Genomic DNA, 13,094 nt, shown 5'->3' with positions numbered 1-13,094 from the left:
TCCTCGTGGTCGTCGGCCGGGGGCTCACGCGCGCGGCTCGGGCGATCAGGGTGTCGTGAACAGTCTACCCGCGGCGAGAGCCGACGGGGTCCGGTGCGGCGTGGCAGAGTGAGGCGATGGCCCTTCGACAGGCCCCGGGAGCGGGCGCGACGGTACCGCGCTGGGGGCGCGAGGCGCTCGGCGCGGCCGCCGCGATCGCGATCGGGATCGCCGTGGTCACGGCGGTCGCGGCATCCGCTCGCTCGGCGTTGCTGTTCAGCGACGGCGACTCGCTCGTGACGACCCTCGTCGTGCGATCCATCGCGGCCGGGCAGTCGCAGGAATGGGCGATGTCGTCGGTGCTGTTCCTGCCCGAGACGGTCGTGCTCGGCCTGCTCACGCTGCTCGGCCTCGGCGTGAACGCCACCCTCGCCGTCGCCGGCGTCGTCAACGTCGTCGCGCTGTACGGTGCGCTGCGGGTCGCGGCCGGAGCATTCCGCCGCACGCGGGCCCCGATCGCCGGGGCTCTGCTGGGCGTCGCGGGATTCGCGCTGCTCGCCGTCAGCGAGACGTCGCCCGATCGCGACGCGCTCGAGCTCGCATCGCTCCTCGTCACGACCACCTACTACAGCGCCACCGTCGTCGGCGTCGTGCTGGCTGTGGGCCTGGCACGGCGGGCCCTCGACGCCGGGCGGAGTCGGCGCGGCGAGCCGAGTGCGGGCGGTCAGCCCGACGACATTCCGGATGCCGCGGCCCCGGATTCTGCCGTGCCGGATTCTGGCGTCCCGCGGGGACTCCTGGCACTGCTCGGCGTGGTGGCGGCGGCATCCGTCGTCACCAATCCGCTGTTCGCCGCGTGGGCGACCATCCCGCTGGGGCTCGTGCTCGCGGTCGTGTGGCAGACGACGCGCAAGCGGATCGCCCTCTGGACCGTCGCCGCCCTCGTGGCCGGCACGGTCTTGGGTTTCGTCGCACGGGTGCCGCTCGCGCCTCTCATCGCGAACACCGGAGCCGGCTACGCCGATCCATCGCGATGGCCGGAGTCGGCTGCGTACTACGGGATGCTGCTCGCCGAGCGCTGGAGCGCACCGTGGGGCGCGGCATCCCTTCTCGCACTGCTCATGCTCTGGGGCTGGTGCGTCGCCGCGACGCTGCTGCTCGCTCGTCGTGGCGATCTCCCGGCGGCCGTGGTCGCCGCCTGCGGCTGGGCGATGCCGCTGCTCGTCGTGATCGGTGCGATCGCTCTCGGCACGAACGCCGCGCGCTACCTGCAGCCCGCCGCGTTCGCACCGATGCTCGGACTCGTCGTGCTGCCTGCGGTGCTTTCACGGTGGGCGGATGCCGGTGCGCGCGTTCTGGCCGTCGGGAGCGGTCGAGGCGAACCCGTGACCGCCGCGCGCGGGCGAGGCATCGCGGCGGTGGGCGTCGCGGCGGTGATCCTGCTCGCTGCGGGCGGGCTCGGCATTCCACGGATCGCGGCGGCGGCGACCGCACCGGACGCCGATCTCGACTGCGTGGTCGCCTGGACCGAGCAGTCGGGCCGCATCGGGGCGGGGCAGTTCTGGACCGTCCGCCTTCCGAAGACGCACCTGGCGGATCCGCGCGGGCTCGTGCAGATCGATCACGAACTGAACGGATACGCCTGGCTCGTCAACCGCGACGACTTCGCTGTCGGCGAGGTGTCGTTCCTCGTGCTCGACGACCAGTCGCCGCCGTTCTCGCTTCCGGACGGGACGAGGCTGGCGGATGCCGAGCTCATCCCCTGCGGCCGCTACACGATCGCGGACTTCGGCACCCGCGGGCTGTCCCTCGGACCGCAGCGCTCCTAGCTCCGGGGAAGGCCTCCAGCGACGTGCGCCGCGGCCGGTGCGGTCGTATTGCCTTCGCGGAACGTGCAGGTGAAGCGGATCGATGCCGCATCGCCGCCCTCGAGCATCGCCGCCACGGCACTGCCGGCGGCGCGCCCCTTCTCGGTCGCGGGCTGCACGAGCGTCGTCAGCTCGTACGGAGCGAGTCCGTCGACCACGATCCCGTCGAATCCGGTGACGCTGAGGTCTTCGGGCACGCGCAGCCCCGCCTCCTCGGCCGCGCGGATCACACCGGCTGCCAGCAGGTCGCTCTGCGCGATCACCGCGGTCGGCCGGCGCTCGGGGTCGGCGAGCACCGCGCGCCCGGCCGCGAACCCCTCGTCGATCGAACTCGCGCCGGCGGCGTAGGCGGCGGCATCGGGGAAGACGTCCATCGCGCCGGCGAGGCGCTCGCGGGTCACATCGACGAGGATCTCGGTGTCATCGCGCAGCCATCCGCCGTCCCATCCCGCACGGGCCGGCAGCGTCACGACGACGACGGCCCGGTGGCCGAGCGCGCGCACGTGGCTGGCGGCCTGGCGCTGCGCCTCGCGGTTGTCGAGATCGATGCGCGGCACGTCGTCTCCGGCATCGCCCTCGATGACCACGACAGGGATGCCGCGGGCCCGGACCGTATCGAGGGATTCGCGCAGCAGCCCGCTGCAGCCGATGAGCACCGCCGCGTCGAGGGGCGCCGACATGAGCGACGCGCCGCCGCCCGTCGGCTCGTGGTCGCGCAGCAGCAGCAGGCCTGCGCCGAGCGAGGCGACCCCGTCGGCGAGGCCGTCCATCATCAGGGTCTTGACCGGGTCGAGGAAGGCGGTGCCGAGGTGCTCCTCGAACACGACCCCGACGATTCCGGAACGGCCGCGGCGCAGCGACGCCGCCCGCGGGTCGGGCCCGGTGTAGCCGAGTGCGGCGGCGGCGTCGATCACGCGGCGCCGGGTGGCGTCCGACACCGGCGTCTTGCCGCTGAAGACCACGGATGCCGTCGACGGCGAGACTCCGGCCTCGCGGGCGACATCCGAGATGGTGGCTCGTCGCATGCTCATTTCGAGGACGATGCTACTCGGGTCCGCGGCAACCCATCGAATCGATTCGGTAATGTGGTCGGCATGGAAACCGCCCTCACCCGTTCGCAGTACGTGCGCTGGCGCACGGCAGTCTTCGCGATTTTCCTCGCGAGCGGCCTCAGCATCGCGACATGGGCGTCGCGCGTGCCCGCGATCAAGCTTGCGCTCGACGTCGACAACATCGAGATCGGGCTCATGCTGCTCGGCGCGGGCATCGCGTCGATCGTCGGCCTGTCGCTCGCGAATCTGGTGCTCGCGCGCTTCGGTGCACGACGGGGCATGCTCGTCGCGATGATCGTGTTCGCCGCCGGCGTCGCGATCATCGGCGTGGGCACCGACCTCGTGCACTCCTACATCGTCGTGGTGGCCGGCCTCGTGCTCTTCGGCCTGGGCAACGGCGCCGTCGACGTCATGATGAACGTCGAGGGCGCGGCGATCGAGAAGCAGTCGGGCAAGACGATCCTGCCGCTCTTCCATGCGTTCTTCAGCTTCGGCACCGTCATCGGCGCAGGCATCGGCGCGGCCGCCGCCGGATGGCACGTCGACGTCGTGTTCCACACCGCCGTGATGGCGGTCATCATCGTGCTCATCGCGTTCGCGTCCTTCGCGAACGTCCCTGCGCGGGAGCTGACCGGCGACACCGAGGCCGCCGCCGACAAGCCGCACTGGCGCGAGCGCCTGCACACCGCGATGGCGGCATGGCGCGAGCCGCGCACCTACGCGCTCGGCGTCATCATGCTCGGCATGGCCTTCGCCGAGGGTGGTGCCAACGACTGGCTCGCACTCGGCATGGTCGAGGGGCACGGCGCCGCCCCCGCCATCGGCGCGCTCGGACTCACGGTGTTCTCGGTGAGCATGACGATCGTGCGCATCTTCGGCGGTCCGCTGGTCGATCGGTTCGGTCGTGTCGCCACGCTCCGGGTGCTCTCGGTGCTCGCCGCAGGCGGCCTGCTGCTGTTCATCCTCGCCCCGAGCATCCCGCTCGTCTTCGTGGGCGCGGCACTGTGGGGAGCGGGTGTGTCGCTGGGCTTCCCGCTCGGCATGTCGGCCGCCGCGGATGATCCCGCGAAGGCTGCCGCGCGAGTGAGTGCCGCCGCCACGATCGGGTACATCTCGTTCCTCTGCGGGCCGCCCATCCTCGGGTTCATCAGCGAGCAGATCGGACTGCTGAACACCCTGTACATCCTCGTCGCGCTGGCCGTGGCATCCGGACTCGCGTCCCCGGCCGCGAAGCCGATCGCCGGATCGACCGTGGGCGCCGGCCACACGCACCACTGACGCGCATCCGGCGCCCCGGCGAGGGACGGCGGGCTAGGCTCGTCGGGTGCGTCTCGTCATCGCCCGCTGCTCCGTGGATTACACCGGGCGGCTCAATGCCCACCTGCCGCTGGCCACCCGGCTGCTGGTGCACAAGGGCGACGGTTCGCTGCTGGTGCACTCCGACGGAGGCTCGTACAAGCCGCTGAACTGGATGAGCCCGCCGTGCCGCCTCGACGTGGAGATTCCGGATGCCGAGTCCGCCGCCGCAGGAGTGCTCGAGCACTGGCGGGTCACCCATGCCAAGACCGGCGATGCGCTGCTGGTGCGCATCTACGAGGTGCTGCACGACACGTCCCACGAGCTCGGCATCGACCCGGGCCTGCAGAAGGACGGCGTCGAGGCCGACCTGCAGCGCCTGCTCGCGGAGCAGGTCGAGGTCATCGGCGACGGCCTGACCCTGGTGCGCCGCGAGTTCCCGACGGCGATCGGACCCGTCGACCTGCTGCTGCGCGATCCCGCCGGCGGCACGATCGCCGTCGAGGTGAAGCGTCGCGGCGACATCGACGGCGTCGAGCAGCTCACCCGCTACCTCGAGCTGCTCGGGCGCGACCCGCACCTCGCTCCCGTGACCGGCGTGTTCGCCGCGCAGGAGATCAAGCCGCAGGCGAAGGTGCTCGCCTCGGACCGCGGCATCCGCTGCGTCACCCTCGACTACGAGGGCATGAAGGGCATCCAGTCCGGCGCCCCGCGTCTGTTCTGACGTAGCCGCTGGCTTGGGCGCCACTTTCCTGTTGCGGCCCCACGGATCTGTAGCGCCACATCAAGAAAGTGCAGCCGCTGCGCTCGCGTACCCTTCGCGCAGCGCGCGGTCGCGATCCGCGCGGCCGCATAGGCTGGAAGCATGCCGACCCGATCCCCGTCCCCCTCGCCGTGGACCTGCGTTCTGTGGGACGTCGACGGCACGATCGTGGATGCCTCGGACGGCATCCTGCGTCGCCTGACGATCACTCTCGACCACTTCGGCAAGCGCCCGCCGACCCGCGCCGAGCTCGTGCACTGGATCGGGCCTCCGATGTACGAGTCCTTCCAGGTGAACGTCGGGATGACACCGGCCGAGGCGACCGAGGCCGTCGCGTTCTACCGGGTGCTGGGCAAGGCCGACGGCTACACGACGGGCGCACGCCTCTTCGACGGCGTGGCCGACCTGATCCGGGACATCGCGGCCGCCGGTGTGGCGCAGTCCACCGCGAGCTCGAAGCCCGAGGTGCAGGTCGTCGCGCTGATGGACCACTTCGACCTGTCGACCTCGCTCACCGCGATCGTCGGGGCGACCCCCGACGAGAAGACGCTGAGCGCGAAGTCCGACATCGTCGCCGAGGCTCTTCGCCGTCTCGAGGCCGCGGGCGTCGAGACGAGCCGTCCCGTCCTCATCGGCGACCGCCACCACGATGTCGAGGGCGGTGCCGCGCAGGGTGTGCCCGTGATCTTCGTGCGCTGGGGCTTCAGCTGGCCGCACGAGGCCGACGGCGCGCAGGCCGCGGTCGACGACGTCGCCCAGCTTCGCGCCCTGCTGCTGTTCGACCACCCCGGAGCGGGTGCCGGCGCCGATGCCTGAACTCGCGACCACGATCCTCGGCTGGGTGATCCCGCCGCTGGTCGTGTTCGCCGTCGCGGCGATCGCCGTGACGGTGGTCGTGTGGGGCGTCCGCCGCGCCCGGCGTTCGCCGAAGGCGCGGGCCGCCGCCGAGCAGGTGAGGGCGAAGGCCGGCGCCACCCTCGTTCGGCTCGACGACGAGGTCGACGAACTCGACCTCGAGGTGGGACTGTCGGGCGCCCTGTACGGCGGCGGCGCTCCGACGTCGCTGCGCCGCGCGCGGCTCACCGCCCAGCACGTGCGCGACAAGGCATTCGAGCAGTACCGCGCGATCAGCGCGCCCGGAGTCGCTCCCGTCGAGATCCGCCGCGTCGCGGTTCGCATCGACCGTGACGCCGCCGATGCCCTCGGCCGCATCGCGGCAGCCCGCGTCGAGCACGGCGCCTGGGTGCGCGCGAACGTGTCGGCGGCGAGTCAGGTCGATGCGGCACACGAACGGCTCGTACGACTGCGCGCATCGATGGGCGACCCCGCATCGCTGGTGGCCGAGCTGTCGTCGCGCTTCGCGGAGGACGAATGGCGGGATGCATCGCGCGCGGCCCACGCGGCACTGTCCGAGGCCGGTGAAGCCGAGCGCCTCATCGCCGCCGCGTCCGCCCGCGCCGCCGACCCCTCGCTGAGCGCACTGGCAGACCTCGCCGCCGCGGAGCGCGCCCTGCGCAAGGCCGAGGCCGACGCGCGGATCCTCGAGGAGACGCACCGCCTCATCCTCCAGGCGGCCCAGGCCGTGCCGGATGAGATCGCCGCTGCGCGGGGGGCGCTGCGCCAGGCATCGGTTACCCGCGAGCACCTCGAACCCGTCGACGCCGATCGCCTCGGTGAGGAGCTTCGCGCAATCGAGTCCGCATTGACGCAGATCGAGACGGATGCCGCGCGCCGGCCGACACGCGCCGTGGACGCCATCGCGCGCCTGCGTGGCCGGCTCGACCTGGCGCTCGGCGACGCGAGGACGGCCCAGCAGCGACTGCGGGGAGCCCGCACGGCGCTGCCGGGAACACTCGCGGCCGCTCGCGGCGCGATCGCGCAGGCAGAGGCATCCGTCGCCCACTCCCGCGCCGGCGCCGACGCGCGCTCGCGCCTGCTGTCGGCGCAGCGCGAGCTCGCGCAGTCGCGCCAGGCGCAGGATCCGGTCGCGGCGCTCGACTCCGCGCGCCGCGCGATCCGCGACGCCGAAGACGCGAAAGCCCTCGCCGACTTCGACGGGACCTCTTCTGACGGTCGTTGAGCCGGGCCGAGCGCCCGGTCGGCACCATCGCTAGGGTGATCGCATGAGCGAGGCCTCGACGAAAACGCCGAACCCCGTCTTCGCGGCCGTTCGGCGCATGCCCGCGACGCTCGGCATGGTTGCGCTGATCCTCGCGGCCGGGGTGATCTGGCAGGGGCTCTGGCGACCGTTCGAGAGCACCGAACTCTTCGACGTCGTCGCCTACGGGCTTCCCGCCTTCGCCGAGGGCCGATGGTGGACGCCCGTCACCGGGACCTTCTTCGTCAACCAGCCCTGGGTGTATGCCTTCACGATCCTCACGTTCTGCGGGATGGCGTATCTGGAGTTCCGCCGCGGCACGCGCGTCGCCCTGGCGTACTACTGGGTCGGCCAGCTCTTCGCGATCACCGCGACCGCTCTGGTGCTGCTCGTGCTCTCGCAGCTGCCGTGGGCGTGGGCCGCGACCCAGGCGGCGGCGCTCGACGTCGGCGCGTCCGGAGGCACGATGGCGTGCATCGCCGCCGCGGTCGGGCTCTTCCCGCAGCCGTGGCGTGTGCGCGGGTGGCTGGTGCTGCTGGGCTTCGTGTTCATCGCCATGCTCTTCTGGGGCACGCTCGCCGACCTCGAGCACCTCCTCGCCGTGCTGCTGATCCTGTTCGTCGATCGCTCACTGCGGGTGCAGCGCACGACGGTGCGCGAACAGCGCCTGATCGCCTTCATCGCGGTGCTCGTGCTCGGGGCGACGCAGATCGTCACCATCCTCGTGCCGACCGACGGGCCCTTCGGCCCGACCGAGCCCGCCTCCGGCGGCTTCATCGACTTCGCGATCGACACCGTCGTGATCCTCCTCATCGCGAACGGGCTGCGCCGCGGCCGGCGCTGGTCATGGGTGCTCGGGATCATCCTGGCCACGATCAACGTGCTGACGGCCGCGCTCGTGCTCCTGCTCATCGTCGTGACGAGCGAAGCGCAGGTCGAGGCCACCATCGACGGTGAGACCGAGCTCGCTCTCGCGAGCGGGTTCCTGTGGCTGCTCATGCTCGTCTACCTCGTCTGGGTCCGCCGCGCGTTCCGCGCGCGTCGCAAGTCCAAGATCGGCATCCAGCCGCCTCCGGGCGTCGACGACGTCAAGCAGCTGCTGCGCGCGGACGGCGGTGGCACGCTGTCGTGGATGACCACGTGGGACGGCAACAGCTACGCCCGCACCGCGCACGGGATCATCGCGTACCAGCGTCGCGCGGGCGTCGCGCTCGCGCTCGCGGACCCTCTCGGGCCTGCGCAGACGCGCGCGGCATCCGTCGAGGAGTTCATCAGCACGGCGGAGCACGCCGGGCTCGTACCGTGCTTCTTCAGCGCCGACGAGGCGACCCGTGCCGCGGTGCCGTCGACCTGGCGCAGCATCGTGGTCGCCGACGATACGATCGTCGACCTGCCCGGCCTGCAGTTCACCGGCAAGCAGTGGAACTCGGTGCGCTCATCGCTCAATCGCGCCGGCCGCGAGGAGATGACCTTCCGGATGTCGCATCTCAAGACCGAGACATGGGGCGTGCAACAGCAGCTGCGTGCCATCTCGGAGATGTGGGTGGGCGACAAGGGCCTGCCCGAGATGGGCTTCACTCTCGGCACCCTCGTCGAGGCGGAGGACCCCGAGGTGCGTCTGGCGCTGGCGATCTCGCCCGACGGCGATGTCGACGGCTTCCTGTCGTGGCTGCCGGTGTACGGCGGCGACGGAGCCGTCAAGGGATGGACGCTCGATCTCATGCGGCGGCGCGAAGGCGGCTTCGGGCCGGTGATGGAGTACCTCATCGGCTCGTCCGCGCGGCTGTTCTCAGAGGAGGGCGCGCAGATCATGTCGCTCTCGGGCGCACCGCTCGCCCACGACTACCCGCCGGATGCGGGCCTGATCGCGGCGCTCAGCGACAAACTGGCCGACGCCCTCGAACCCGTCTACGGATTCGGATCGCTGCACCGGTTCAAGCAGAAGTTCCACCCGCGCTACGAGACGATGTATCTGCTCTTCCGCGACGAGAGCGATCTGACCCGCATCGGCGGGGCGCTGACGCGAGCCTTCCTGCCCGATGCAACCCTCAGCCAGTTCGCCGGCGCGGGACTGGAGCTCGTCCGCGGCGCGAAGGACTGAATCCCGAAGGACTGCATCCCGGCAGAACCACGAGAGTCGATCCACGCCGGCCTCGCTCCGGACCGCCTCGTCCGGGAGCAGCGCTGCGGGCCTGACTGAGCCGCGGCACCCGTCCGTGTCCGTAGGGATGCCGCGGCCGCCGACCGCGAGACGCGGTCGAATCATTCAGGCGGTTCCGAGTGATGCCTCGGAACCGGAGGCTCAGATGGGCCGGATGTTCTCAGCCTGCAGCCCCTTGGGACCCTGCGCGATCTCGAACTCCACGCGCTGGTTCTCCTCGAGGGAGCGGTAGCCGCCCGACTGGATGGCGCTGTAGTGCGCGAAAACATCTGCGCCGCCCTCATCGGGAGCGATGAAGCCGAATCCCTTCTCCGAGTTGAACCACTTGACGGTACCCTGCGTGCTCATTACTTGCCGTTCTTTGGAGGTCTCGCCGCAACTGCGGCGAGTGAGTCCAAAATACTCATCCGGGTGTCTCAGGGCGAGAGTCGATTTCGGAAGGTGACAGAAATGTTGCACAGCCATCGGCGCACGCATCGTGTCGCTGAATCTCCCATCGCACGCCCGGGCTGAGCAGTGCTCTAAGCCCGGGCGTCGACGGATCCCCCCGGATAGGCCACGCCGAAGCGTGGGCATGCTCATCGTACCGATATATCGCCCTGACGGCGAGATCGGAACCGCCTCGTTTCGGACGCTCGCCGCAGCGCCGGAATGCCTGTTCCCCGCCGAATTCCGGCGGGCTGTGCCGGGGGTACCGGCGGCGTACACTTATCGCACTCATGACTGCCCCCTTCACTCCCCTCGAGCCGCGCGGTGCGGTACTCGGCGACGAGGTGTACTCGCGTCTGGGAGAGGCGATCCTCGACGGCCGCCTCCCGCCGGGGGAGCGTCTTCGTGATCAGGAGCTCGCGGAGTGGCTGGGCGTCTCGCGGACCCCGGTGCGCGAAGCCCTGCAGCGCCTCGAGCGTGCCGGTCTGGTCGACGTACTGCCCAACCGATACACGCGCGTCTCGCAGCCGAACCAGAAGGCCGAGGCCGACACCTTCGAGCTGGTCGCCTACAACATGGGCATCGCCGTGCGGATGACCGCGGCGCGGTGCAGCGACGAGGCCCTCGCGCAGGCGCTGACACGTCTCGACGACGTGATCGCGGCCTCGCGCGCCGACGACGCCCCGGCGATCGCACAGGCGAGTCATGGGTTCTTCGCCGAGGTGACGCGCGCGACCGGCAACGTGGCGCTCATCCAGTTCATCCGCGAGTACGAGATCGCGATCCGGCGCAACCTCGCCGGATGGCGTCCCTTCATCGAGTGCCCGCTCGGTCGCACGGCCGCCTATGAGTCCTTCCGCGAGGCGTTCGCCGAGCGCGACGGCAGCCGCGCCGAGAACGTGCTGCGCGGCATCCACGGCTTCGCCTGAGCCTTCTGTCGTGAGCACGGCCTCGGTAGCGTGGGGCTCGTGAACCACATCGAACTGCGCCCGCTCGACGAGGACGATCTGGATGCCGTCTTCGAGATGATGCGCGACCGCGACGCGATCACCATGGCCGCGTTCACCGCGGCAGACCCCGACGACCGGGGCGCGTTCGACGCGTGGATCGCGCGGCAGCGCAACTCACCCGACGTTCTCTGCCTCGTCGTGACCGAGAACGGCGGATTCGCCGGCACCGCCGCGGCCTTCACCATCGACGGCGACCGGGAGGTGAGCTATTGGATCGCCCGCCACGCCTGGGGTCGCGGCGTCGCGACCGAGGCGCTGCGCCACCTCATCTCACGCGAGCCCATCCGGCCGCTGTTCGCACGAGCGGCCGCGCACAACGCCGCATCCATCGCGGTGCTGACCAAGGTCGGCTTCACCGAGGTGTCCCGCGACATCGACTTCGCACCCGGACTCGGGCGAGAGGTGGAGGAGATCGTGTTCACCCTCGTGCCGGCACTCGACGGCTCATAGAAGAGGCGTGCGACAGGCGAGGCGGCAGGACGCGGGGATCCGGGCTCAACTCACCACGGACTCGGCGATCCATTGGTCGAAACCCCCGGTCAGGAGCCGGATATCGGCATGACCGGCCTCACGGAGGATCTCTGCGGCAGCGTGGGCGCGTGGCCCCGCCTTGCAGTACAGGACGACGGCGTGTTCCGGCGCAAGCGCCAAGCCGCCGCATCCGTCGCGCCGGAGCCGGCTGAGCGGCGCCGAACGCGAGCCGTCGATGCGCGCGCGCTCGTACTCGTCCGGCTCTCGGACGTCGACCAGATCGAAAGCCGCCCGGCCTGACGCACGTTCGCTGAGCAGCTCGCGCAGCTCCTCGGTGGTGATGGGCTCGCGGCCTCGGGCTGCGGCTTCCGTCACGACGCACCCCCCGTGCGCGGAATCCACGTGTGTGACCGGGCACCGCGCCGGATCGGGCAGGATTCTGAGCTCACGCCATGTGGCGGCGGCGAGATCGAAGATCGACAGCCGACCGAGAAGGGACCGGCCTGCTCCGACGATGAGTTTGATCGCCTCGGCCGCCATCATCGATCCGGCCACACCGCACAGCATCCCGAGTACTCCGGCCTCACCGCACGAGGGTGCCGACTCGGGCGGTGGCGCGTCGGGGTACAGGTCGCGATAGGTGGGCCCGTGCGTGCTCCAGAAGACGCTGACCTGGGCGCCGAATCGGAGGATCGAGCCCCACACGCAGGGCTTTGCAGTGACCTCGGCGGCGTCCGAGACGAGATATCGGGTGGCGAAGTTGTCCGCCCCGTCGACGATCAGGTCGTACTGCTGGAAGAGCGCCACCGCGTTGTCGCCCGACAGCCGCAGCGGATGCACCTCCACCCGGACAAGGGGATTGATGGCGTGGAGGGCGTCGCGGGCCGAGTCGACCTTGAGCCGTCCGACATCATCCATGCCGTGGATGACCTGGCGCTGAAGGTTGCTCGCCTCCACCCGATCGTCGTCGACGATCCCGATCGTGCCGACGCCCGCAGCGGCGAGGTAGAGGAGTACCGGAGAGCCGAGACCACCTGCCCCGATCACCAGCACGCGGGCGTTCTTCAGCCTCCGTTGGCCGACGATCCCCACCTCCGGCAGCAGGATGTTCCGGGAATAGCGCTCGGTCTCGTCCGGACGCAGCTCGGGTGCCGGGGCGACGAGCGGGTGCAGCGTGGATTGCGGCGTCACGTTCACAGATCGGGCCGTCCTTCCATCTCGGAAGACGCCTGCGCGCCCCTGCGCTTCGGGATGCGCCCCGACGAAGAGGCCAGGCGTCCTGCGATCACCGCGTGCCGGAACGCGGCAGCCATGCCGACCGGGTCCTGCGCCCGCGTGACCGCCGTCGCCAGCAGCACGGCGTCGCAGCCGAGCTCCATCGCCAGGGTCGCGTCCGAGGCCGTGCCGATTCCCGCGTCGAGGACGACCGGGACGCCGGCCCGTTGGACGATGAGCGAGATGTTGTGCGGATTGAGGATGCCCAGTCCCGTCCCGATCGGGGCGCCCAACGGCATCACCGCGGCGGCCCCGAGCTCTTCGAGGCGCAGGGCGAGGGCCGGATCGTCGTTCGTGTAGGCGAAGACCACGAATCCACGCCTCACGAGCTGCTCGGTGGCGAGCGCGAGTTCCGCGCCGTCCGGCAGGAGCGTCTCCTCGTCCGCGATGACTTCGAGCTTGATCCAGTTCGTCGACAACGCTTCTCGCGCCAGCTCGGCCGTGAGCACTGCTTCTCGCGCGGTGAGGCATCCTGCCGTGTTCGGAAGGAGCCGGATGCCCTCGTCCCGCAGGAGCGCGAACAGAGAGCCTTCCGCCGAGGCGTCGTGACGGCGCATCGCGACGGTGGTGAGCTGGGTGCCCGACGCGCGCAAGGCCGCCCCGAGCGTCGCGTGGCTCGGGGCGCCGCCGGTGCCCATGATCAGGCGCGAGGTGAAGTCCACGCCATCGATGCGGAGGGTGTCGGTGGTCAT

At 70.8% G+C, this 13,094-nt stretch carries 12 protein-coding genes; 8 read left to right on the top strand and 4 right to left on the bottom strand.

The annotated features are described in order from the left end of the window. Positions 1 to 116: 116 nt before the first annotated feature. Entirely contained in the window at positions 117 to 1,808 is a 1,692-nt protein-coding gene (locus KEC57_RS11710; RefSeq protein WP_229384792.1) for a hypothetical protein, read from the top strand. On the opposite strand, the gene KEC57_RS11705 is transcribed toward KEC57_RS11710, so the two are convergent. Continuing rightward, positions 1,805 to 2,878, bottom strand: coding sequence for a LacI family DNA-binding transcriptional regulator (locus KEC57_RS11705; protein ID WP_229384791.1), 1,074 nt, complete (start codon positions 2,876 to 2,878; stop codon positions 1,805 to 1,807). The genes KEC57_RS11710 and KEC57_RS11705 overlap by 4 nt on opposite strands. Before the next feature lie 63 nt (positions 2,879 to 2,941). On the opposite strand from KEC57_RS11705, the gene KEC57_RS11700 reads away from it, so the two are divergent. From KEC57_RS11700 to KEC57_RS11680, 5 genes are all read left to right on the top strand, one after another. Beyond that, a complete protein-coding gene (locus KEC57_RS11700; protein ID WP_229384790.1) occupies positions 2,942 to 4,177 on the top strand; it encodes an MFS transporter in 1,236 nt (411 codons plus the stop codon). A gap of 46 nt (positions 4,178 to 4,223) precedes the next feature. Next, entirely contained in the window at positions 4,224 to 4,919 is a 696-nt protein-coding gene (gene nucS / locus KEC57_RS11695) for an endonuclease NucS (protein WP_229384789.1), read from the top strand. Positions 4,920 to 5,060: 141 nt separating this feature from the next. Next, positions 5,061 to 5,774 carry an HAD hydrolase-like protein gene (locus KEC57_RS11690; RefSeq protein ID WP_229384788.1) on the top strand — a complete coding sequence of 238 codons (714 nt, stop codon included), beginning with the start codon at positions 5,061 to 5,063 and terminating at the stop codon, positions 5,772 to 5,774. Continuing rightward, positions 5,767 to 7,038, top strand: coding sequence for a coiled-coil domain-containing protein (locus tag KEC57_RS11685; RefSeq protein ID WP_229384787.1), 1,272 nt, complete (start codon positions 5,767 to 5,769; stop codon positions 7,036 to 7,038). The genes KEC57_RS11690 and KEC57_RS11685 overlap by 8 nt, the downstream gene beginning before the upstream one ends. A 43-nt stretch (positions 7,039 to 7,081) precedes the next feature. Then, positions 7,082 to 9,157: a bifunctional lysylphosphatidylglycerol flippase/synthetase MprF gene (locus KEC57_RS11680; protein ID WP_229384786.1), complete on the top strand. Its 2,076-nt coding sequence runs from the start codon at positions 7,082 to 7,084 to the stop codon at positions 9,155 to 9,157. 201 nt (positions 9,158 to 9,358) lie between these two features. On the opposite strand, the gene KEC57_RS11675 is transcribed toward KEC57_RS11680, so the two are convergent. Continuing rightward, complete coding sequence (locus KEC57_RS11675) at positions 9,359 to 9,565, bottom strand: cold-shock protein (RefSeq protein ID WP_229384785.1); 207 nt, start codon at positions 9,563 to 9,565, stop codon at positions 9,359 to 9,361. A 371-nt stretch (positions 9,566 to 9,936) separates the two neighbouring features. Between KEC57_RS11675 and KEC57_RS11670 the strand changes: the two genes are divergently transcribed. Continuing rightward, the gene (locus KEC57_RS11670) at positions 9,937 to 10,575 is read left to right on the top strand and encodes a GntR family transcriptional regulator (protein ID WP_229384784.1); all 639 of its coding nucleotides are present in this window, start codon (positions 9,937 to 9,939) and stop codon (positions 10,573 to 10,575) included. Positions 10,576 to 10,614: 39 nt separating this feature from the next. Beyond that, entirely contained in the window at positions 10,615 to 11,106 is a 492-nt protein-coding gene (locus KEC57_RS11665; RefSeq protein ID WP_229384783.1) for a GNAT family N-acetyltransferase, read from the top strand. Between the two features lie 45 nt (positions 11,107 to 11,151). On the opposite strand, the gene moeB is transcribed toward KEC57_RS11665, so the two are convergent. Together moeB and KEC57_RS11655 are read right to left on the bottom strand one after the other, a co-directional pair. Continuing rightward, a complete protein-coding gene (gene moeB, locus KEC57_RS11660; RefSeq protein WP_229384782.1) occupies positions 11,152 to 12,324 on the bottom strand; it encodes a molybdopterin-synthase adenylyltransferase MoeB in 1,173 nt (390 codons plus the stop codon). Next, the gene (locus KEC57_RS11655) at positions 12,321 to 13,094 is read right to left on the bottom strand and encodes a thiazole synthase (RefSeq protein WP_229384781.1); all 774 of its coding nucleotides are present in this window, start codon (positions 13,092 to 13,094) and stop codon (positions 12,321 to 12,323) included. Before KEC57_RS11655 ends, moeB begins: the two co-directional genes overlap by 4 nt.

The organism is Microbacterium allomyrinae (assembly GCF_020682705.1).
GTDB lineage: Bacteria > Actinomycetota > Actinomycetes > Actinomycetales > Microbacteriaceae > Microbacterium > Microbacterium allomyrinae.
Note: the sequence above shows the minus strand (reverse complement) of the source record. Positions and strands in the feature narration are given on the sequence as shown.

Bases quoted from the DNA above. Each gene is read 5' to 3' on its own strand.
- KEC57_RS11710 (WP_229384792.1), top strand. From the start codon at position 117: ATGGCCCTTCGACAGGCCCCGGGAGCGGGCGCGACGGTACCGCGCTGG.
- KEC57_RS11705 (WP_229384791.1), bottom strand. From the start codon at position 2,878: ATGAGCATGCGACGAGCCACCATCTCGGATGTCGCCCGCGAGGCCGGA.
- KEC57_RS11700 (WP_229384790.1), top strand. From the start codon at position 2,942: ATGGAAACCGCCCTCACCCGTTCGCAGTACGTGCGCTGGCGCACGGCA.
- KEC57_RS11690 (WP_229384788.1), top strand. From the start codon at position 5,061: ATGCCGACCCGATCCCCGTCCCCCTCGCCGTGGACCTGCGTTCTGTGG.
- KEC57_RS11685 (WP_229384787.1), top strand. From the start codon at position 5,767: ATGCCTGAACTCGCGACCACGATCCTCGGCTGGGTGATCCCGCCGCTG.
- KEC57_RS11680 (WP_229384786.1), top strand. From the start codon at position 7,082: ATGAGCGAGGCCTCGACGAAAACGCCGAACCCCGTCTTCGCGGCCGTT.
- KEC57_RS11675 (WP_229384785.1), bottom strand. From the start codon at position 9,565: ATGAGCACGCAGGGTACCGTCAAGTGGTTCAACTCGGAGAAGGGATTC.
- KEC57_RS11670 (WP_229384784.1), top strand. From the start codon at position 9,937: ATGACTGCCCCCTTCACTCCCCTCGAGCCGCGCGGTGCGGTACTCGGC.
- KEC57_RS11655 (WP_229384781.1), bottom strand. From the start codon at position 13,094: ATGACCACCGACACCCTCCGCATCGATGGCGTGGACTTCACCTCGCGC.